The following is a 21,439-nucleotide window of genomic DNA, read 5'->3' on the forward strand; positions in this document are numbered from 1 at the left end:
CAAGTACGGCGTCGTGGCCGAGCGGCTAGGCTGGGCTCTGCAAAAGCTCCTACTCCGGTTCGAATCCGGACGATGCCTCAAAAACCTTCAAAGCAATTTGAAGGTTTTTTTTATGCTAAAAATTTTCTTAAATCCCAATTTTTTAAAATTCCAAATTCCAATCTCCTAAAATACTGTAAAGGTTGTAAAGTTGCAAAGCTTAAACGTTCCGTTTTTTCTTTTGATGAAGGAGAAAAAACAATCAATACGTTGCACCTGACAGGTTTAAAAATCTCTTAGGTACAAAAATTATACTACCTTTTTCTATTTAATAAATTATGTTAAAGCGAATTACATTTAATAGGTATTATTCCCTATTTTTATTTAAAAAACATAAATATGAGAAAGCTACTGTTTATAATTCTATTTTCAAGTTTTGCATCTGCTCAAAACATAGCCCGAGACACTTTGTTAAGTAATAACCAACCTGCAACTATTCTAAAATTAGGAAAAACTAAAGTCTATATCCTTCAAAACAAAGATAAAATAACTCCATACGTGTTGCAAAAAGATGGTAGTTATATCTCTAAAGGTGTCCCCTTTGTTTCGGTTTTAATTGATAAAAAGTATTCAGGAGATACTAATGAGCTTATTAAGGCATTATTTGAAAATAAACAATCTGTACCGGGAGAAATCAATAAATCGATTGTTAAATCTGACGAAACAAACGTCTTTATCAGGACAATTAAACTTAAAAAAGAAAAAAAACTAAGCTTACATGTTACTTATCCTTTAAGTGATCGTTTTATAAATATGTCTTTCGCTGTTAATTATATCGATGATAAAGATGCTGAGGAAAAAGATAATGCAATGAGAGATATAATTCAAAATGGATTTATCGTTCTGGAAAATTATTACGAAACCAGGAAAATATAAACTAACTACAAATTTAGATTAGAATCTAAAAGATATTATTAATTACACCTAACAGGTTTTAAAAACCTGTTAGGTGTAGTTCTTATAAAACATAAAAAAACCTCTCAAATGGAGAGGTTTTATATTTTTATCTAAATGCTAAACTACTTATTTTCAATCTTTTCAAAGGCATTTTTTACCATTTCTTTTTCTTTAGGAAACCAGCCTTGTACGATTAAAACTAATCCGAAAACCATTAAAACGATGCTAATTACCTTTTTGATTTTTAAGATATTAGTCGGTGTCATTTTAGACTTTAATTGCTTGGCTAATAATATTTTAATACAATCAACTGCCAAATAAGTAATGATAACTGAGGTAAAGAAAGTCATCATTCTCGGAGTCTGCATTTGTAATTTTGGTCCGACAGAAATAATAACAGCCAACCAAAAACCAAGGACACCAATGTTGATAACGTTCAATAAAAAACCTTTTACAAACAAACTGGCATAATTTCTTTTTATAATATCGCGATCAATTTCTTCGTCATTAATCTTTTCTTCTTTCTTTAGTTTTACAAAGGAGATAATACCGTACGCCAGCATTATAATTCCGCCGAAAATAAAAAGAGCCGGTTTATCTTTTAAACTCTGAATGAGTCGATAACTCCCTAAATAAGCAATAGCTATAAAAAAAATATCACCTAATACTACTCCGAAATCAAAAACTATTGCAGCTCTAAATCCCTTTGTAATACTGGTTTCCAGCAGTATAAAAAATACTGGACCTACCATAAAACTCAGAAAAAGTCCCCACGGCAGTCCAGCTAAAATATCATTTATCATTCAAATACAATTAATTTACTTTACTTCTTCAATTTTTCCTCCGAAAACCGTTTTCTGATTGATTTGTTTTGGTTTTCCATAAATGTAAATAGAGCCTCCTGCGCTTACTTTAGCATCTACAAGGGTAGAAGCATTCACATCTGCTTTTCCTCCCGCAGAAACGCTTACTTTCGTTTGAGAGGTACTTAATTTACTTGCCAGAAGATATCCTCCTGCTCCCAAACTTGCATCCTGATTCGCTGCTTTACCTGATAAAGTGATTTCACCACCGGAAACAGAACTTACATTTAGTTTATCTACCTCTAATGCTACATTGATTTTTCCGCCTTCTTGTGCACTAACTTTAAAAACAGTAGCTTTTATAGCCTCTTTTCCGTCTACAGTTGCGCCTTCATTAACATCTATTAGCTCAAGATGTTTATAATATAGCGTAATATCCAAATCATTACCGGATAACAATTTAGGGAAAGGCATTCTTAATTTTAATAATCCCTTTTTGTTAACTACTTCAACTTCTGCTTCACGAGTCCCTTTTATAACAATTTTATTTTCTGAAGACGGCACCAGTTTTACACTTAGCTTATCAAAAACTTTTACAGAATCAAAATCTCCTAACTCTTTGGTTACTTGTCCAAAAGACAATTGTGCTACCAATATCGCAGCACCTATAATTAATTTTTTCATGTTCCTTTTCTTTTAATTTAACAACTATTCAGCTCTTCTTAAAAAATGAAAATCCAATTGTTTCTTAACTAAATCTGCATTTTTTACTTTAACGTAAATTTCATCTCCTAATTGTAAAATACTGTTTGAAGTCGCACCAACTAAGGCATACTGCTTTTCATCAAAAGTATAATAATCGTCTTTTATTTCGCGAATTCTAACCATTCCTTCACATTTGTTAGAAACGATTTCAACATAAATTCCCCATTCCGTAACACCTGAAATAACACCCAAAAACTCTTCGTCCTGATGGTCCTGCATGTATTTCACCTGCATGTATTTGATACTATCACGTTCCGCATTAGTCGCTAAACTTTCCATATTCGAGCAATGCAGACATTTTGTTTCATACACCTCTTCGTCTACAGAAGCTCCTTTGTCTAAATAATACTGCAGTAAACGATGCACCATAACGTCCGGATAACGACGAATTGGCGAAGTAAAGTGACTGTAATAATCAAAAGCCAGACCATAATGTCCAATATTCTCTGTCGAATATTTGGCTTTACTCATACTTCTAATGGCAAGAGTATCAATTAAATTCTGCTCTTTTTTACCGTTTACTTCTTCCATCAAAGCATTCAGTGATTTCGAAATATCTCCTTTGTTTCTAAAATCAATCTTGTAACCAAACTTCGCAATAACCGATTGCATGGCAATTAGTTTGTCTTCATTTGGCTCATCGTGAATTCTGTAAACAAATGTTTTCTTTTGTTTTCCAATGTATTCAGCCACTTTTCGGTTGGCTAAAAGCATGAATTCTTCAATCAGATGATTGGCATCTTTTGAAACTTTGAAATAAACACCTTCCGGTTCACCTTGTTCGTCTAAATTGAATTTTACTTCTACTTTATCAAACGAAATGGCACCATTGGCCATTCTTTTTCTTCTTAAAATCTTAGCTAATTCATCTAATTTTAAAGTAGCCTGAACAATTTCATCTGAAACTAAATACGAACTTCCGGTAATTGAAATATCAACCGGGATCGTATGATCTTTTGTTTCAATGATATATTGTGCTTCTTCGTAAGCAAAACGTTGATCAGAATAAATTACAGTTCTTCCAAACCATTGGTTGATAACTTGTGCATTTTCTGAAACTTCAAAAACAGCAGAGAATGTATATTTTTCTTCATTCGGACGTAGCGAACAGGCAAAATTAGACAAAACTTCTGGAAGCATTGGCACTACTCTGTCTACTAAATAAACCGAAGTAGCACGTTGATAGGCTTCATCATCTAAAATTGTTCCTTCTTCCAGATAATAGGAAACATCGGCAATATGGATTCCGATTTCATAATTTCCATTCTCTAACTTTTTGAAAGACAAGGCATCATCAAAATCTTTTGCATCTTTTGGATCTATCGTAAACGTAAGCGTATCACGCATATCACGACGTTTTGCAATTTCAGCTTCCTGAATAGTAGTGTCTATCTTTTGGGCATAAACCTCTACTTCTACCGGAAAATCTGCCGGCAAACCGTATTCTGCTAAAATAGCATGAATCTCTGTATTGTGTTCTCCTGGTTTTCCTAAAACACGAACCACAGATCCAAACGGACTGTCGGCTCTTTTTGGCCAATCTTCAATGGTAACCAAAACAACGTCACCATTTTCGGCTTCGCCTATTTTATCTTTTGGAATAAAAATATCGGTATACATTTTAGGATTTGCTGTAGAAACGAAGGCAAAATTGGCCTGAATGTCAATAACTCCGACAAAATCAGTTTTATTTCTTTCTACAACTTCAATTACCTCACCTTCAGGTCTTTTACCTTTTCTTCGGTTGTAAACGTATACTTTAACTTTGTCTTTATCCAGGGCACGATTCAAATTATTCGTTGGAATAAAAACATCTTCTGTAAAATCAGGGCAAATGAAATAAGCTGTTTTACGGCTTGTCATATCAATTGTTCCTTCGTAGTAATCCTGACTTTCTGCTTTTACTAAATATTTACCGGGTTCAGATTCTATAATTTTTTTTGAAGCAGCCAGAATCTTTAAATCTTTAATAATCTGGTTTCTGCTTTTGGTATCATCAAGTTCTAACTTTGCTCCTATCTGTTTGTAATTAAATGCTTTATTCGGGCTTTGCGATAAAATCTTTACTATCTTACTGGAGAAATCTTTCTCATTTTTTATCGGCTTTCTAATTTTCTTACTCATATATCTTTTCTTATAAGGTTTAAAATTACAAATAAGATATCAGATAACAGATTTTAACAAATAGAATTATTAAAAATATAACTTTCGTATCTTTACAAAAAGACCTTTTATGGAAACCTTTAAAACGATTGCCATATTCAATTTCGAGCACGAAACGGTAATTCTCAAACACTTACTGGAGCAAGAAGGAATTCCTTATTTTTTTGAAAATGAAATCACTTTATCTGTGGTTCCTTTCTACTCTGCAGCGCTGGGTGGAATCAAACTCAAAGTACATCCCAACGATTTCGAACAAGTTCAGGAAATCCTGGACAATCTCAACAATCCTTTGAAAATCGTTTGAAACAATTTACAATTTCAAAAATCAATTTCAATTACAAATCAATCTGAAAACTCAAATTCAGTTTTTTTCTTTTTAAACTTTCAAAGTTGTCAACATATATTAAATACAACAAAAAAGAAATTTTAAATTTAATTAAATTTTGGTTGTTATTATAGCGTGTTAATAGGTACAATAATTTTATTTTTAAAAGTATTGAAATGAAGTTTCTCTTAGTTATCTAGAGTTATCAACATACTTATATTTTGTTAAAGGATTAGTTTTTAAGACTTTTTGAATTTTAATTAACAACGGTTGACAACCTAAAATGAATTGATTTTGTAGATAAGTTCATATGTCGATTTTTGTTGAAAATGGTATTTTTGATCTTGATAACTTTTCTAAAAATTCATGAAACTTTATTAGGTTATTTCATTCCGGTTTTGGATTAGGTTTTTTTTTGACACGACCAAAAAAAACTTCTAATTTTCTATCTTTAGTTATTAACAGATAATGTTAATTTAAGGTTAACTGAATATCAATGAATTAGGTTTCAGTATTAACATTCTAAAATTTTAACAAAAACATTGTTTATTCTTAATTGATAATCAGCTTCTTATGGAGATACTAAAATTGTTAATAACGTTAACATTTTGAAATTAAGGCAGTTGTATTAGATGTTTTTTCGCAACGAATTGCAATAACTTCCACGGATTGAAAAAAGTGTTTATAAAGTGGCTATTTCTATAAATTTTGCATGAAAAATTGGTGAAAATTGGTGTAATTCGATGCAAACTTTTCTTTTAAAATTGGCTTAAAATAAAATATACTACTGATATATTGATAATCAGTAATTTATACAGATGTTGATAATTGTTAATAACGTTAACGTATTTAATATTAGGTAGTTATTTAGTTTTTTTTTTGCCACGAATTACATGAATTACCGCAAATTGAAAAAAAATGTTGATAACCTGTGTATTTCTGTAGTTTTAAAAGAAATATTAGTGAATATTGGTATAATTCGTGGCTAACTTTATATTTTTAAGTTATTTAATTTAGGGTTTGTTATCTTTAGTATCAATGAGTTAGATATAGGTAATAATAGGATATGGTTTAGAATAAAATACACTAATTATATATTGATTATCAGTGTTTTATATAGATGTTAGCAATTGTTAATAACGTTAATTGATTTAAAATCAGATAGTTATTTAGTGTTTTTTTGCCACTAATTGCACTAATTTTCACTAATTGGAAAAAAGTGTTTATCAAATACCTATTTAGGTAATTTTTAAAAAGAAAAATCAGTGAAAATTGGTGGAATTCGTGTTCAGCTTTGCGTTTTAAGCTAGTTTATATTAAAAATGCGCTATTTGTATCTTGATTATCAGTGATTTATATGGATATTAATAATTGTTAATAACCTTAATGTATTGAAAATTAAATAGTTATTTCATTCCCGAATTTCGTAAAATGCCCATTCCTATAATTTTAAAAAGAGGAATTAGTGAAAATTAGTGTAATCCGTGTTGAGCTTTAGGTTTTAAGTTAGTTTATAATAAAAGTGCACCATTTATATCTTGATTATCAGTGATTTATATGGGTATTAATAATTGTTAATAACGTTAAGGTATTGAAAATTAAATAGTTATTTCATTCACTAATTTCATAAAATGCCCATTCCTGCAATTTTAAAAAGAGGAATTAGTGAAAATTAGTGTAATCGGTGTTGAATTTTACGTTTTAAGTTAGTTTATAATAAAAGTGCACCATTTATATATTGATTATCAGTGATTTATATAGATATTAATAATTGTTAATAACGTTAAGATATTGAAAATTAAATAGTTATTTCAGCCACTAATCACGCTAGTTTTCCCGAATTTCATAAAATGTCTATTCCAGTAATTTTAAAAAGAGGAATAGGTGAAAATTAGTGTAATCCGTGTTGAACTTTTCTTTTGAAATAGATTTACTTCAAAATTCTTTGGTTAAATTTGTGCCACACAACTTAATAGTATTTAAAAATGAAAATCTCGATAGGAAACGATCACGCAGGACCAGAGTATAAAAAAGCAATTGTTGCGATGTTGAAAGCAAAAGGATATGAAGTAACCAATTATGGAACTGATTCTGAGGATTCTGTTGATTATCCTGATTTTGGACATCCGGTGGCCACTGATGTATCTGAGGGAAAAGCCGACTTCGGAATTGTAATTTGCGGCAGTGGAAACGGAATAGCAATGACAGCAAACAAACACCCAAAAGTAAGAGCTGGTCTTTGCTGGACTAAAGAAATTGCTTATTTAACCCGTTTACATAATGATGCTAACATTGTTAGTATTCCGGCACGTTTTACTTCTATTCCTCAGGCTGTAGAAATAGTTGAAACGTTTTTAACTACAGCATTTGAAGGTGGAAGACACCAAAATAGAGTGGATAAAATAAGTTGCTAATATATTTTGTGGTATGTTTAAAACCACAATTACAGAAAATAAACATTTGGTTATAAAATAGATAAATTGATAGCCGCTTTTGTTAGTGTTTTAACATTAATAATTGTGGCTTTGTCTTTATGATGAAATTGTGCGCTATTTTGCCCTCAAAAAATTGAATATAAATTTATTGGTTGAATTTCTCTTCTAATACTGTTGCTAAAAGTATAGAGGAGAAAAGTTACTAATCAGTATTCAATCTAAAATATAGAAAAGTAGAAAATTCTTAAGATTTTATAGTTTAAGAAAAATTTTCTGCGGTTATTATTGAAAAAAGTTATTTCAAATAGTAGTCATTTTAAAGAATATCTTATAAAAAAAATGAAAAAATACATTACAATATTCCTGTTTTCCTTTCAATTGTTTTCTCAGGAAAAGTCTAAAATAAATTTGGCAAGCGAAACCATTGTTATTAATTCTGATAATGGTTTAGAAATTGAATCTTTTGTATATGAAAGTAGAGTAGTTTCGAAAAGTAAAAATACAGAAGAATATTCGATTCGAATTCCATTTGATAGTTTTAATGAGATTTCAGATATTAAAGGATCTACTTTTGTTGTAGAAACTCAAAAAAGAACAGATTTAAATTCTTCATCTGTTCAAACATATGATACAAAAATTGAAAATATTTATAAGAGCGATAGTCAATTCAAATATTTTGTACTTCCAAAAGTAGAAGACAACTCGATAATTGAATTCTCTTATAAAAGTAAAATTAAACAACCTCGTTTGTTATCCTTTTTTCAATTTCAACATTCAATAAAAACAGAAGCTTCAAAATTTCAAATTAAATGTGCGCCCAGTATAGAAATTGGGTATAAAGTTTTTGGGAATTACCAAGACAAAATTGTTTTTACCAAAACAAAAAAAGATGGCTTTGATGTTTACACTTGGGAGGCAAAAGATATTCCGGAGTTTAAAAAGGAAGAAAACATGCCAAGTTTACTATATTTTATGCCACACGTTATTTACTACATCAAAAGTTATACTTATGAAGGTAATAAAAAGGAACTATTAGGCACACCGGAAAGATTATATGAATGGTATTTTTCACTTTTAAAAGATATTAATAAAACAGATCAAACAGTTTTAAAAAACAAAACATTAGATATAATAAAAGATAAAAAAACTGATTTTGAGAAAGCTAAAGCAATTTATCAATGGGTGCAACAAAATATGCATTATGTTGCTTTTGAAGATGGAATGGAAGGTTTTATTCCCAGAGATGCCGGAGCTGTTTATCAAAAATTATATGGTGATTGTAAGGACATGGCCAATATTTTGAATCAAATGCTGCGATATGCAAATTTAGATTCTAATATTACCTGGATCGGAACCCGCGGGAAACCTTACACCTATGCCGAAGTTCCAACTCCTTTGGTAGATAATCACATGATAACGAATGTTGTTATTGATGGTAAAAGTTATTTTTTGGATGCAACAGATAAATTTTGCCCTTTTACATTTCCGTCTCCTTTTATACAAGGAAAAGAAGCTTTAATAGGTGGTAAAACGGAAAATGATTTTAAATTAGAGATTGTTCCGCAAGTCGAATCCGATAAGAATAAAGTGGCAATTTTTATGAAATTGAATATCGAAAGTAATCATATTTTAGGAGATGTAAGTGCAACAATTTCAGGACTTAAAAAAAGTGAATTATTAAATAATCTTTCAGCGTACAATCAAAAAGGAAATGAAATTTGGAAAAATACGGTTACAGCTTATAATCAAAAAATACAATTAGAAATAAAGGAATTACAAAAGAATGATTATCAAGAACTTCCTTCAAAAGTAAATTTTAAATTAAAATTAGAAGACGGAGTAAAAGATGTTAATGGTAAATTATTATTAAAACCGGTATTAGTTTTTCCTTTAAAAGAAAGTTTAATAGATGTAGAAAATAGAAAACTTTCAATAGAAAATAGTTTTACTTATGTATACGAAATCCAATATGAGTATGAATTACCTTCAAACTATAAAGTTGAATTTTTGCCGGAAAGTGTAAAAACAGAAAATGATTTAGGAAGTTTTGCTATTCAATACAAAGTACAGAAAAACACAATCAATGTAACACAAAGGGTTGAACATAAAAAATTATTGCTAGAAACTAAAGATTTTGTGTTATGGAATTCTTTTATAAAAGCAGTAATTAAACAATACAATCAATCTATAATTCTTTCAAAATGATAAAAAAAATTACCTTAATTCTTGTCTTATTTTTTTCTGTTCACAGTTATTCGCAAGAAATAAAAAATTACGCATGGGATGAAAAACCTATTTTTAATGAAATTCCGGAAGAGTATAAAAATCAACCAGCAGTAGTTCTTTTTGATAAACGTTGGATACATACGCGAGTAGGATATTATGCCTTTGCTACTTTTGCAATGAACCACACTGCAATAAAAATTAATAAAGCGGAGGAAATTAATAAATACAATAAGATTAAAGCTCAAGATAATGGGTATATCAGAGATGTTAGGGATTTTCATGCACGTGTTATAAAACCTAATGGAGATATAAAAATATTACCTGAGGATAAAATTATTGAAACTGAGATCGATAAAGTAAAATCGATTGTTTTTGAAGGTGTCGAAGCTGGAGATATTTTAGAGTATTATTTTATTGTAAAAGAAAGTCCATCTTCGTATGGAGTTGAAATTTTTCAAAAAGATATTCCCGTTTTATTAGCTGAGTTTATCACTACAAAAGATGGAGTAACGTTCAACACTTTCGCTTCATCAGAATTTGAAATGAGCAATTTTAATGGCAAAACCATTGCAAAAGCTTCAAATATTCCTCCATATAAAGAGGAGGCAAATGCGCGAAATGTAAAGAATTTAATAAAATTAATTTATATGGTTTCTACACCACCGGTAGATACATATAGGTGGAATTATTTTTTACCTACTTATTATAAGAAGCCATTTTTTCAATATTTCAAAAAAAATCAAGCTCGTGATTTTATAGAAAAATTGAATATTAATAGTCTATCAACGGAAGAAAAGTTAATTACAATAGATAATTATATAAAAGAGAATTTTGATTTTGTTTGGAGAGGAGAAACAGCCAAAAAGATAACGAATTTGAACGATGGAAAACAAAAATTGAAGTCAAGTGATCTTTTTGAATTGTATGGATTTGTATTAAAAGAATCAAAAATCCAATACGAAGTTGTTGTTGGTATGTCCAGATTTTTAGGTGAAGTAGAAGGAGAAAGGTTTGTCTTGCCATTGTCACATGAGTTTATGTATTATATTCCGGAGACAAGGAAATTTTTATCTCCTTATGAGAAATATTTAAGTTATGGTTATCCAATGTATGAAATACAAGGATCAAAAGGAGTATCTTATAATCCAGCTCAAAAAGGAAATATAATTTCCAGAATTACTTTTCCAATAGCTCCCGCTGAATATACTGTAAACGAATCACAAAGTACGGTTTCGCTCTCAGAAGATCTGACTACTGCAACAATAGAAAAAACATATTCAAGCAGCGGGTATGATGGACAAATGTATAGAAATTGGATAAAATATCTTAAAGAAAATAAAGACGAAAAAGAACTCGTTGAAGCAATTAAGACGAAAACATTTGGGGATAAATTTAATTTAAAAATAACTACTTACAGCTTCGAAAATCAAGAATTTAAGTATAATTATATCAATACACCTTATGTTGTAAAAGTTAAGGCCGAAGCTGAGGAGTCTTTAATTGAAAATGCTGGTAATCTAGTTTTGGTTAATCTTGGAAAAATAATCGGTAGCCATATTAATTTATACCAAGAAACGGATAGAAAATGGGATGTTGATCTAGGTTGTGCCAAAACTTTTAGGCATAAAATAATTTTTGATATTCCAAATGGTTACGAAGTAGAGAGTTTTAAGGACTTGATAATAGATAAAAAAATGGAAGGGGGCGCAAGTAAAAATTGTTCTTTTAAATCTATTGCTAAAATAGAAGGAAACCAATTAATAGTTGAGGTTTTTGAAATCTATAATTCAATTAATTATCCAAAAGAATTATATCAAGATTATAGAATGGTTGTTAATGCAGCTTCAGATTTTACAAAAGCATCAGTAGTTTTGAGACCAAAGAAATAAGTTTCAGTACAAAAACGGGTAAATAAACTATAATTATCTAAAAATTTGAATACTAATTATTTAGATTTTGTTAGTTAGTTTAAGAAAGAGTGCTAAAATTTGAAGCAATATAATTATCAAAAACTTTACAATAAAAGACGTTTTACTCGTTTTATGTCTAAACAGTAGCATAGCCAATAATAATCCGACTGAGCCGCCAATTAAGGCCATTGTAAACAATGTATTTTCGGAAATTCTGCGTTTATTTTTGATTGCCAGGTATTTATCATATCCAGCAATGAGAAAAGTGAGGCTGTTTACAATTAAAAAATAGAGTAATAAAAATTTCATGGGACTAAAATTAGAAACAAAGATATCATTTAGTGAAAGGAATATTCAGGTGTGATTTTGATTTTAAAAAAAAGAATAAAATTAGTAAAAAATGCGAGATTTGTCTTGAATCTCGCATTTTTTACTAATTTAGTATAAAAATAGTTTTATGTTAGAGCATGCACCCATATCGAAATATGACACTAGCACTATCGATTTGCTTAAGCAACTTACATTATCAGGTGAATTGAAGGAGATTAATGATGACTATTTGTATTGGGATAAAGTAAAATATAAAACCAAATCAATTGAACCTGAACAGTATTGGAATGCTGTTAAATTATCCAGATCGTTCAATAAACAAAATATTCTGTTTGGAACCTATCAGTTTAATTTTAATGTTACGGATTATATTCTAAGACTTTTGCATCATTTTGATTTAAATATCGGAGGTAATTTAGGGAGTAATGTAGGTATAACAGAAACGGATAAGAATAAGTTCTTGATAAGTTCAATAATGGAAGAAGCTATTTCCAGTAGCCAAATGGAAGGTGCAAATACCACCCGAAAAGCTGCCAAGGAGATGATCCAAAAAGAACGGAAGCCAAAAAATAAATCAGAGCAGATGATTATGAACAATTATGCTACAATGAAGTATATTGTTCAGCATAAAAATGATGATTTAACGCCGGAAAAACTTCTTTTTATTCATAGGCTAATAGCTAATAATACTTTAGATTCCATTGAAGAGGAGGGGAAATTCAGAGAGAATAATGATATTTATGTTGTAAATTATTCTAATAGTGAAATAGTTCATATACCTCCAAAAAAGGAAGAAATTGAACTAATAATGAATGATTTATGTGTCTTTTTTAATGAAGAACAAAAAACATTTATTCATCCAATAATTAAAGGTATTATTATTCATTTTATGATCGGCTGGATACATCCATTTACTGATGGAAACGGAAGAACAGCACGCGCCTTATTTTATTGGTATATGCTTAAAAAAGGGTACTGGCTTACAGAGTATTTAACTATTTCAACAATTATAAAAGATACAAAAACTCAATATGAGAAAGCTTTTTTATATTCAGAAATAGATCAAAACGATCTTACTTATTTTATTACGTATCACATAAAAACAATGGAAAAAGCTTTTATTGCTTTGAAAGAGTATATTAGCAGAAAACAAAAGGAAGTGATTCAGGCAGCAAAATTTGTTAAAATACCGAACGTAAATGATCGTCAGGCTCAAATTTTAAAAATTTTAAATGAAGATTCGGATCGAGTTTTAAGTAGTAAAGAAATGGAAAACAGGTTTGGAATATCAAATTTTACCGCCAGATCAGATCTTAACAATCTTGAAAGTTTAGGTTTTCTCGAAAAAATACAAGTGAACAAAATAAAACACAATTTTATAAAAGCGAAACAGTTTAATAAAATTTTAAAATCTTATAAATTATAAAAATTACGAGATTATCATAAAATCTCGCAGTTTTTATATCTTTTTTAAAACAATAAATAATGACTAATATTCAATTCATTGCCAAGTCTGTTCAAACAGCAGCGATCAACATTCAAAACACGGTAAAATTATTAGACGAAGATTGTACGATTCCGTTTATCTCCCGTTACCGAAAAGATACTACGGGAAATCTGGATGAAGTGGTGATTGAACAAATTGCGAAGCTTCAGAAAGAGTATGATACGATTGTAAAACGCAAAGAAGCAGTTTTAAAATCTATAGAAGAACAAAAAGCGCTTACGCCGGAATTGAAGCAAAAAATTGAACAAAGTTTTGATTTACAGGAGATAGAAGATTTTTATCTGCCTTTTAAAAAGAAGAAAAAAACAAAAGCAGATGTGGCCCGTGAATTCGGTTTAGAGCCATTGGCCAAAATTATAATGTCACAAAATGATGTTGACGTTGATTTTATTTCGACGCAATATCTTAATGATAATGTTATTAATGAAGAAGCTGCAATGCAAGGCGCTCGTGATATTGTTGCAGAGTGGATTAATGAGAATATTTATGTTCGTAAACAACTTAGAAGGTTATATCAGCGCAAAGCAACGATCGCTACAAAAGTGGTAAAAAAGAAGGAGGAAGATGAAAATGCCAAGAAATTCAGTCAGTATTTTGACTGGGACGAACCCTTAACCAAAGCGCCTTCACACCGATTATTAGCAATGCTTCGTGCAGAAAATGAAGGTTTTGTTAAAATGAAAATCGAAGTGGATCTTGATGAAGCCTATGATATAATAGACGAGATTGTGATCAAAAAACAAAATAGCACCACAGCACATTTACAATTGGCGATTGAAGACAGTTATAAACGCTTGTTAAATCCGGCAATTGGAAATGAAACCCTCCAGGAAGCCAAAGCCAAAGCCGATGCTAATTCTATTCAGGTTTTTGCCAATAATTTAGGACAGTTGTTACTAGCACCGCCTTTAGGTGAAAAAAGAATTCTGGCGATAGATCCGGGTTTTAGAAGTGGTTGTAAAGTAGTTTGTCTGGACGAACGAGGTGATTTGTTGTACAACGAAACCATTTACCCGCATGCCCCTCAAAATGAGGAAACCATGGCAATTAAGAAAATCCGTTCGATGGTAAATGCGTATCAGATTGATGCCATTTCAATCGGAAACGGAACGGCTTCAAGAGAAACAGAGTTTTTTATTAAAAAAATTGCGTTTGACAAACCGTTGCAGGTTTTTATTGTTTCTGAGGCAGGAGCATCAGTATATTCGGCTTCAAAAATTGCGCGTGAAGAATTTCCAAATTATGATGTTACTGTTCGTGGTTCGGTTTCTATCGGGCGAAGACTTTCTGATCCTTTGGCAGAATTGGTAAAAATCGACCCAAAAGCAATTGGAGTAGGACAATACCAACATGATGTTGACCAAACGAAACTTAAAGAAGAATTAGACAATACGGTAATTCGTTGTGTGAACTCGGTGGGGATCAATATCAATACGGCAAGTAAACATTTACTAAGCTATGTGAGTGGAATAGGAGAGAAGCTGGCCGAAAATATCGTGCAATACCGTTCAGAAAACGGCCCTTTCGAAGATAGAAAACAGTTAAAAAAAGTGCCTCGCTTAGGCGAGAAAGCGTATCAGCAAGGAGCGGCATTTATCCGAATTTCGAATGCAAAAAATCCGTTAGACAATTCGGCTGTGCACCCGGAAGCTTATCCGGTGGTAGAGAAAATGGCAAAAGATCTGAAACTTTCCGTAAACGACTTAATTGCCAACAAAGAGAAAACAGCCCTAATTAAGGCCGAAAACTATATTACATCTGAAATTGGTTTACTAACGTTAAAAGACATCATAAAAGAGCTTGAAAAGCCCGGATTAGACCCTAGAAAGTCTGCAAAGGTTTTTGAATTTGATGCCAATGTAAAATCAATCAAAGATGTTAGAACCGGAATGATTTTACCGGGAATTGTGAATAACATTACCAATTTTGGCTGTTTTGTTGATATCGGAATTAAAGAAAGCGGATTGGTTCACATTTCGCAGCTAAAAGCCGGTTTCGTGAGCGATGTAAACGAAGTGGTAAAACTACACCAACATGTTGATGTGAAAGTAACGGAGGTTGATGAGGACAGAAAAAGGATCCAATTGACGATGGTACTTTAAAAAAAATCCAATTTTGAAATTCCAAATTTATTGGAGTTTTTGAGATAAAAAAAATCCCAAGACTACAGTGTAGCTTGGGATTTTTAATACGTTTAAAAAAACTATTGTTTTGTTTCTTCCTCTTCTTTTTTGGCAGCAGGAGCAGATTGATCGTCTTTGGCAGCATTTTTAAATTCCTTAATTCCGCTTCCTAAACCTTTCATTAATTCTGGAATTTTTTTACCTCCAAAAAGTAATATCACAATACCTACTATTACGAGGATTTCTGTAAGACCTAATCTTCCCATGATTGTATATTTAATGCCGAAGCAAATTTGTATCTAATTTTAGGCAAAGGTATATAGAATTAGCATACGGGAAATGATTTTGCTCGTAATTTTTTATCTTAATAGGCGTTAAATATTCCATAAAATAGTAATTTACGAACATTCCCTTAATTTTGGCAGGTATCAGAAAGATGATTAATTCTTATATTTGCTCGCAATAAATAACGATAATGGCCAGGAAGAAATTCAATTTCAGAAAAAAATTATTCATCAAAAACCGGTTAATTATTTTGAATGAAGATACTTTCGAAGAGCAGTTTTCGTTGAAACTGACCTTGATGAATGTGTTTGTTGTTTTCTCCTTAGGCGGTATTTTTTTGATTTTAATTACTACTTTCATCATTGCATTTACACCACTGCGCGAGTTTATTCCGGGATATTCTTCTTCTGAATTGAAACGAAATGCCACGGAGTTAGCCATAAAATCAGATTCTTTAGAAAGAGCCTTAAAGAAAAATGAGGCTTATATAAAAGGAGTTCAGAAAGTGCTGAGGGGTGAATTGGAGTATGCAAAATTCAATAAAGATTCCATTCTCGCAGAAACAGATGAAGCAGCTGAAGTAAATATGAAAGTTACAGAAGAAGAGCTTAAATTAAGGGAAGAAGTAAATAAGGCAGAGAAGGAGTCCAACGGAAAAATAGGAGATAAAAATAAAAAAGAGAAGAAATAATATCATAAAGGATGTCTATTAAAGCTGTAGCGGCAAAATTATTTGCCAGTAAAATATACTATCAAACATTTGCCTGGGCCAATAAACCGGTCGAAACCCAGCAAGAAGTTTTTAAGCAGTTAATTCAAAGTGCTAAAGAAACTCAGTTTGGCGTTGATCATCATTTTGATAAAATAAAGTCTGTTCACGATTTCAAGAAAAGAGTTCCAATTCGGGATTATGAAGATTTAAAACCGTACATTGATAAGGTTAGAATGGGCGAAAAGGACATATTGTGGAAAGGAAAGCCTCTTTATTTTGCAAAAACTTCGGGAACAACTTCCGGAGCAAAATACATTCCGCTGACCAAAGAATCAATGCCGTATCATATTGAAGCTTCCCGAAATGCGATTTTGCACTATATCTACGAAAGTGGAAATGCAGATTTTGTTGACGGAAAAATGATTTTTCTGCAGGGAAGCCCTATTTTAGTAGAGAAATACGGAATTAAATTTGGCAGATTATCTGGAATTGGAGCACATTTTGTACCGAAATATTTGCAAAAAAACCGAATGCCATCCTGGGAAACCAACTGCATCGAAGATTGGGATACCAAAGTAAATGCTATTGTTGAAGAAACAATTGAACAGGACATGACCATTATTTCGGGAATTCCATCTTGGGTTCAAATGTATTTTGAGCGTTTGCAGGAAAAAAGCGGTGGAAAAAAAATAGGAGAGTTATTCAAAAATTTTAATTTGTTTATTTACGGAGGGGTTAATTACGAACCGTATCGGGCCAAGTTTGAAAATATGATTGGCAGAAAAGTAGACAGCATTGAGTTGTTTCCGGCCTCTGAAGGGTTTTTTGCCTATCAGGATTCTCAAAAAATTAAAGGAATGCTTTTGTTACTGAACTCGGGAATTTTTTACGAGTTTATCAAAGCAGATGAATTCTTCGAAAGTAACCCAAAAAGTTATACAGTTGGCGAAGTAGAAATTGGAGTAAACTATGCATTGATCATTTCTACAAATGCAGGACTTTGGCGATATAATATTGGAGATACCGTTCAGTTTACTACCTTGTTTCCGCATCGCGTGATCGTTTCAGGCCGAATCAAACATTATATTTCTGCTTTTGGAGAACATGTTATCGCCAACGAAGTAGAAAATGCAATGAAAGAGGCGACAGAAGGAACAAAAGTCGTAATTAACGAATTTACAGTTGCACCACAAATCATACCGTCAAGCGGATTACCGTATCACGAATGGTTTGTAGAGTTTGAAACAGAGCCGGAAAGTATGGAAGTCTTTGAAGAAGCAATTGATAACGCAATGCGAAAGCAAAACATTTATTACGATGATCTGATTACCGGGAATGTTTTGCGAAAAGTAGTGGTGACAAAAGTTTCGAAAAACGGATTTCAGGACTATATGAAATCACAGGGAAAATTAGGCGGACAAAATAAAATTCCACGACTATCAAATAATAGGGATATAGCGGATAATTTAAAATAGAAATACAGCTTATTATTTATAAGTTTGAAAATTAAATAAAATGAAAGAGACAAAACACATATCAAGATCAAGAGCACAGGAATCATCAGCAGCGATAGAAAAAATGTACATTACCATGCGTCATTTGTTCAACCGTGGTTTTTACAAACCAATGGGAGTCTCAGGGGATAGTTTACGTGAATCTTTATTGGCGCTTCGTCCGGAAATTTATGGAAACATTGCTGAAGAAAAAGTAGAATTAAATGGACTTTTGTACGTAATAGAACGTCTTCCAATTGGAATTGAACAATGCCGATTTATTAATTTAACCTCAGATGAAGGGTATTCTAAATCTCATTTTCAAGCGATTGTTCCTCCAAAAAGAAGAAGAAACTGTTACCGCATTGATGAGGAGCAAATGAATGTTGAAATCACACGTGGTCGTTCAGATATTTACGATATACTTACGCATTTGACGTTTATTTTCATTGAATCACATAAAATAAAAAACAGAGTTTTACTGGATGATGGAGGCGAAGTTTCACGCGATTGGATGAAATTGGAGCAAGCCGTAATGCAAACCAAAAAATTATCTTTAATAGAAAAGGAAAAAGCCATCTCGCATGTTGCGAATATTTTAGGAAGAACCTTCGAAGAGGTTTTGGATATTTATGATGCTTTTGGTTCAGATGACGTTCCGGATCGTTTTTTACATGTTATTTATTGGTTAGGAAAACTAGCAATCGAAGAAGTAATTGACAACAATAAACGTACGATTACCTTTAGTCCGGTTTTACGAGAGCGTTTAGGACACCATATTCACGGAGAGATCTGGGCAACAAATATTAAGGAAGTTTTAAAAGCAAATAATCTGTTGAAGCGTCCAATACACGTTATTAGTGCCAACATGCACAGTGTAATGAATTCTATTTTTGCAACTCCGTTGTTGAAAACAAAATTCAAGGACAAATCTGATTTCTTTATTTATGAAGAGTTAAGTAAATCAGGTGCTAAAGAAACCAGAAAAGGAGTTGAAGACCTGGCATTGAAAAACGGAATGATTTCGTTATTGGATACCTCAGGAACCAATATTGACGTTCAGATTTTTGATACCGCAAAAATTGACTGGACAAAAACAGCTTTTCCAAAAGCAAAACTGGAGGAAGAAAAACCGGTTATCATTGTAATGGATTATGCTTTTGGAGAACAAGCGTATGAAACCATTGATGAACTTTTAAAACCGTTCAAAAAAGACACTTTGTTAGAAGTAAAATCAGTGTCAATAATGGGGAAAGCCGGAATTTTAGAGGGTGGAAAAGGAGATATCATGATTCCGACTGCCCATATAAATGAAGGAACAGCGGATAATTATTTCTTCGAAAATGAATTAACAGGAGCCATGTTTGAAGGAAATGACATTGCCGTTTTTGAAGGTGCTATGGTAACTGTTTTAGGGACATCATTGCAGAACAGAGACTTGTTAAAATTCTTTCACGAATCGACCTGGGGAGTGATTGGTCTTGAAATGGAAGGTTCTTATTATCAAAAAGCAATACAATCGGCATCAAAAATCAGAAAAAGTGTGCCACACGATATCAAAGTGAGATACGCTTATTATGCATCAGATAATCCATTAGAAACAGGAAGCACCTTAGCTTCAGGAGGTCTTGGAACGACTGGTGTAAAACCAACTTATTTGATCACGATTAAGATTTTAGAGCAAATTTTTAACATAAAATAGAACTTATAGATGAGTACAAAAGTACCTCAAAGCCAAGAAGATCAGGAAATTGATTTGTTGCAGATTTCTAAAAAAATAAATGATTTTTTCCAAATGATTAATTCATCAATTTTTAGAGGAATTCAGTTTTTTATAAAAAACAAGATTGTTGTTTTGGCTTTGGTTATAATTGGCTTTGGTCTGGGAATGTTTTTAGATAAAACTCAAAAAAGCTATGAGCATCAAATTATTGTTGCACCAAATTTTGAGAGCACAGATTATCTATATGCTAAAGTGAATTTAATTGATTCTAAAATTAAAGAGGGTGATACCCTTTTTTTAAAGGGGACAGTTGGAATTCTGCACCCTAAAAAATTTAAGTATATTAAAATCGAACCGATAGCGGATATTTATAAATTGATTGAAGATAAACCTGAAAATTTTGAATTGATCAAGTTAATGGCAGATAATGGAGATATTAAAAAAACCATTGAGGATAATCTGACAAGTAAAAACTACCGATACCATAAGATTTCGGTGTTTACAGATAGTGTAGTTATTGATAATGAAATAATGGAATCTCTTCTTAATTTTTTTAATAAAACAGAGTATTTTAAAAAAATTCAGGAGGCAAATTTGATTAATGTAAAAGCGAAAATGATACAAAATGATACGACCATTTCTCAAATTAATAATGTATTAAAAGAATTTTCTACAAATGTGAATGGTTCTCAGAAAAGTGACAAGTTGGTCTATTATAATGAGAATACACAGCTTAATGACGTTATTAAAACGAAGGGAGATTTAGTTAAAGAACAGGGATATCACAGGCTTGAATTAATAGGCTATGACAAAATTATAAAAGATATAAGTACTACATTAAATATTGAAAAAACAGGTTTATTTTACGGAAAAAAGAAGTTATTGTTGCCTTTCGTGTTTGTTTTTGGCTATATTTTCTTAAGTTTTTTTAGAGCTTTTTATAGAAAACAAAAGTTGATTATAGAGAATAATAATTAATGTTTTTTATCTGAATAATAGCATAAAGATCATGTTATCAGTTTATGTAAAGCATTATTTTTTTAAGTCTTAAAAAACTAATTTAGCCCAAAATTTTAAAAAATGAGAACAAAATTAATTTTTACAAGTTTGATTTTAGCATTAACTTTTATTTCTTGCAAGAAAGAGGTTAGTAAAGAAGAAATTAAACCGATTGAAGTTGAAACGAATAAAAATAATTTTCAAGTAACTTTAACGGCAATAGTCAAAACGGACGATAATTTTCAGTTATACTACAGTCAAGACGAGTATGATGTTCCTTATAAGGAAGAAAATTCGGTTTGGGTAGCTGTAAAAGCGAATGATAATCCACAAGATATTGTTTTTAATTTACCGGAAGATGTAATTCCTAACTATCTCAGAATTGATTTTGGTACCAATGAAGCACAAAAAGAAGTTACCGTCAAAAATTTTAAGATGAAGTATTTCAGCAAAAGTTTTGAAGCCAAAGACTCGCTATTTTTCAACTACTTTATTCCGAATGATTGCGTTAAAATCCTTGACAAAAAGAATTCAGTTGTGCAAAACATCAAATCTCAAAAAGGAATTTATGATCCGTTGTTTTATTCGGAGAAAGCACTTTATGATCAAATACAATTAATTGTAAAATAAGATCATTTCATACTATTCGAGAGCCATATTTTGTGGCTCTTTTTTTTGAAATAGGTAATCTAGGTTTGATCTAA

At 31.3% G+C, this 21,439-nt stretch carries 17 protein-coding genes and 1 tRNA gene; 13 read left to right on the forward strand and 5 right to left on the reverse strand.

Annotated features, from left to right (window positions below):
• Positions 1–7: 7 nt before the first annotated feature.
• A tRNA-Cys gene (locus AB674_RS22755) sits at positions 8–78 on the forward strand.
• A gap of 300 nt (positions 79–378) precedes the next feature.
• Positions 379–915: a hypothetical protein gene (locus AB674_RS05425; RefSeq protein WP_047774585.1), complete on the forward strand. Its 537-nt coding sequence runs from the start codon at positions 379–381 to the stop codon at positions 913–915.
• 143 nt (positions 916–1,058) lie between these two features.
• Here AB674_RS05425 and AB674_RS05430 read toward each other — a convergent pair whose 3' ends face one another.
• From AB674_RS05430 to rnr, 3 genes are read right to left on the reverse strand one after another with little or no spacing between them, the layout of a single operon-like run.
• Positions 1,059–1,739: a LysE family translocator gene (locus tag AB674_RS05430; RefSeq protein WP_047774587.1), complete on the reverse strand. Its 681-nt coding sequence runs from the start codon at positions 1,737–1,739 to the stop codon at positions 1,059–1,061.
• 15 nt (positions 1,740–1,754) lie between these two features.
• Positions 1,755–2,423: a head GIN domain-containing protein gene (locus tag AB674_RS05435; protein ID WP_047774590.1), complete on the reverse strand. Its 669-nt coding sequence runs from the start codon at positions 2,421–2,423 to the stop codon at positions 1,755–1,757.
• 24 nt (positions 2,424–2,447) lie between these two features.
• Positions 2,448–4,628: a ribonuclease R gene (gene rnr / locus AB674_RS05440; protein ID WP_047774591.1), complete on the reverse strand. Its 2,181-nt coding sequence runs from the start codon at positions 4,626–4,628 to the stop codon at positions 2,448–2,450.
• A 109-nt stretch (positions 4,629–4,737) separates the two neighbouring features.
• Between rnr and AB674_RS05445 the strand changes: the two genes are divergently transcribed.
• The 4 genes from AB674_RS05445 (at position 4,738) to AB674_RS05460 (ending at position 11,542) form a co-directional block, all read left to right on the forward strand.
• A complete protein-coding gene (locus tag AB674_RS05445; protein WP_047774592.1) occupies positions 4,738–4,971 on the forward strand; it encodes a DUF2007 domain-containing protein in 234 nt (77 codons plus the stop codon).
• 2,006 nt (positions 4,972–6,977) lie between these two features.
• Positions 6,978–7,406: a ribose 5-phosphate isomerase B gene (gene rpiB, locus AB674_RS05450; RefSeq protein WP_047774594.1), complete on the forward strand. Its 429-nt coding sequence runs from the start codon at positions 6,978–6,980 to the stop codon at positions 7,404–7,406.
• 360 nt (positions 7,407–7,766) lie between these two features.
• Positions 7,767–9,632, forward strand: coding sequence for a DUF3857 domain-containing protein (locus AB674_RS05455; protein ID WP_047774595.1), 1,866 nt, complete (start codon positions 7,767–7,769; stop codon positions 9,630–9,632).
• Entirely contained in the window at positions 9,629–11,542 is a 1,914-nt protein-coding gene (locus AB674_RS05460) for a DUF3857 domain-containing protein (protein ID WP_047774597.1), read from the forward strand. The genes AB674_RS05455 and AB674_RS05460 overlap by 4 nt, the downstream gene beginning before the upstream one ends.
• 60 nt (positions 11,543–11,602) lie before the next feature.
• Here AB674_RS05460 and AB674_RS05465 read toward each other — a convergent pair whose 3' ends face one another.
• The gene (locus AB674_RS05465) at positions 11,603–11,872 is read right to left on the reverse strand and encodes a DUF1294 domain-containing protein (RefSeq protein ID WP_047774598.1); all 270 of its coding nucleotides are present in this window, start codon (positions 11,870–11,872) and stop codon (positions 11,603–11,605) included.
• Between the two features lie 148 nt (positions 11,873–12,020).
• On the opposite strand from AB674_RS05465, the gene AB674_RS05470 reads away from it, so the two are divergent.
• Together AB674_RS05470 and AB674_RS05475 are read left to right on the forward strand one after the other, a co-directional pair.
• On the forward strand, positions 12,021–13,319 hold the full coding sequence (locus AB674_RS05470) for a Fic family protein (protein WP_047774600.1): 1,299 nt from the start codon (positions 12,021–12,023) through the stop codon (positions 13,317–13,319).
• 59 nt (positions 13,320–13,378) lie between these two features.
• A complete protein-coding gene (locus tag AB674_RS05475) occupies positions 13,379–15,502 on the forward strand; it encodes a Tex family protein (RefSeq protein ID WP_047774602.1) in 2,124 nt (707 codons plus the stop codon).
• A gap of 101 nt (positions 15,503–15,603) precedes the next feature.
• On the opposite strand, the gene AB674_RS05480 is transcribed toward AB674_RS05475, so the two are convergent.
• Positions 15,604–15,789, reverse strand: a complete 186-nt coding sequence (locus AB674_RS05480; RefSeq protein WP_047774603.1) for a twin-arginine translocase TatA/TatE family subunit — start codon at positions 15,787–15,789, stop codon at positions 15,604–15,606.
• Between the two features lie 209 nt (positions 15,790–15,998).
• On the opposite strand from AB674_RS05480, the gene AB674_RS05485 reads away from it, so the two are divergent.
• The 5 genes from AB674_RS05485 to AB674_RS05505 all read left to right on the forward strand — a co-directional run bounded on the left by AB674_RS05485 (position 15,999) and on the right by AB674_RS05505 (position 21,365).
• On the forward strand, positions 15,999–16,499 hold the full coding sequence (locus AB674_RS05485) for a hypothetical protein (protein WP_047774604.1): 501 nt from the start codon (positions 15,999–16,001) through the stop codon (positions 16,497–16,499).
• A gap of 11 nt (positions 16,500–16,510) precedes the next feature.
• Positions 16,511–17,995, forward strand: a complete 1,485-nt coding sequence (locus AB674_RS05490) for a GH3 auxin-responsive promoter family protein (RefSeq protein ID WP_047774605.1) — start codon at positions 16,511–16,513, stop codon at positions 17,993–17,995.
• A 40-nt stretch (positions 17,996–18,035) separates the two neighbouring features.
• On the forward strand, positions 18,036–19,715 hold the full coding sequence (locus AB674_RS05495) for a DUF6909 family protein (RefSeq protein WP_047774606.1): 1,680 nt from the start codon (positions 18,036–18,038) through the stop codon (positions 19,713–19,715).
• Positions 19,716–19,724: 9 nt separating this feature from the next.
• Complete coding sequence (locus tag AB674_RS05500; RefSeq protein ID WP_047774607.1) at positions 19,725–20,714, forward strand: hypothetical protein; 990 nt, start codon at positions 19,725–19,727, stop codon at positions 20,712–20,714.
• A gap of 102 nt (positions 20,715–20,816) precedes the next feature.
• Positions 20,817–21,365 (forward strand): hypothetical protein, encoded by a 549-nt coding sequence (locus tag AB674_RS05505; RefSeq protein WP_047774608.1) that lies wholly within the window; start codon positions 20,817–20,819, stop codon positions 21,363–21,365.
• Positions 21,366–21,439 lie beyond the last annotated feature (74 nt).

Origin of the sequence: Flavobacterium sp. ABG (assembly GCF_001027725.1) — a bacterium.
GTDB lineage: Bacteria > Bacteroidota > Bacteroidia > Flavobacteriales > Flavobacteriaceae > Flavobacterium > Flavobacterium cupriresistens.

Coding starts and splice junctions, on each gene's coding strand:
- AB674_RS05430 (WP_047774587.1), bottom strand. CDS start 1,739: ATGATAAATGATATTTTAGCTGGACTGCCGTGGGGACTTTTTCTGAGT.
- AB674_RS05475 (WP_047774602.1), top strand. CDS start 13,379: ATGACTAATATTCAATTCATTGCCAAGTCTGTTCAAACAGCAGCGATC.
- AB674_RS05470 (WP_047774600.1), top strand. CDS start 12,021: ATGTTAGAGCATGCACCCATATCGAAATATGACACTAGCACTATCGAT.
- rpiB (WP_047774594.1), top strand. CDS start 6,978: ATGAAAATCTCGATAGGAAACGATCACGCAGGACCAGAGTATAAAAAA.
- AB674_RS05480 (WP_047774603.1), bottom strand. CDS start 15,789: ATGGGAAGATTAGGTCTTACAGAAATCCTCGTAATAGTAGGTATTGTG.
- rnr (WP_047774591.1), bottom strand. CDS start 4,628: ATGAGTAAGAAAATTAGAAAGCCGATAAAAAATGAGAAAGATTTCTCC.
- AB674_RS05460 (WP_047774597.1), top strand. CDS start 9,629: ATGATAAAAAAAATTACCTTAATTCTTGTCTTATTTTTTTCTGTTCAC.
- AB674_RS05495 (WP_047774606.1), top strand. CDS start 18,036: ATGAAAGAGACAAAACACATATCAAGATCAAGAGCACAGGAATCATCA.
- AB674_RS05445 (WP_047774592.1), top strand. CDS start 4,738: ATGGAAACCTTTAAAACGATTGCCATATTCAATTTCGAGCACGAAACG.
- AB674_RS05485 (WP_047774604.1), top strand. CDS start 15,999: ATGGCCAGGAAGAAATTCAATTTCAGAAAAAAATTATTCATCAAAAAC.
- AB674_RS05455 (WP_047774595.1), top strand. CDS start 7,767: ATGAAAAAATACATTACAATATTCCTGTTTTCCTTTCAATTGTTTTCT.
- AB674_RS05490 (WP_047774605.1), top strand. CDS start 16,511: ATGTCTATTAAAGCTGTAGCGGCAAAATTATTTGCCAGTAAAATATAC.
- AB674_RS05505 (WP_047774608.1), top strand. CDS start 20,817: ATGAGAACAAAATTAATTTTTACAAGTTTGATTTTAGCATTAACTTTT.
- AB674_RS05465 (WP_047774598.1), bottom strand. CDS start 11,872: ATGAAATTTTTATTACTCTATTTTTTAATTGTAAACAGCCTCACTTTT.
- AB674_RS05500 (WP_047774607.1), top strand. CDS start 19,725: ATGAGTACAAAAGTACCTCAAAGCCAAGAAGATCAGGAAATTGATTTG.
- AB674_RS05425 (WP_047774585.1), top strand. CDS start 379: ATGAGAAAGCTACTGTTTATAATTCTATTTTCAAGTTTTGCATCTGCT.
- AB674_RS05435 (WP_047774590.1), bottom strand. CDS start 2,423: ATGAAAAAATTAATTATAGGTGCTGCGATATTGGTAGCACAATTGTCT.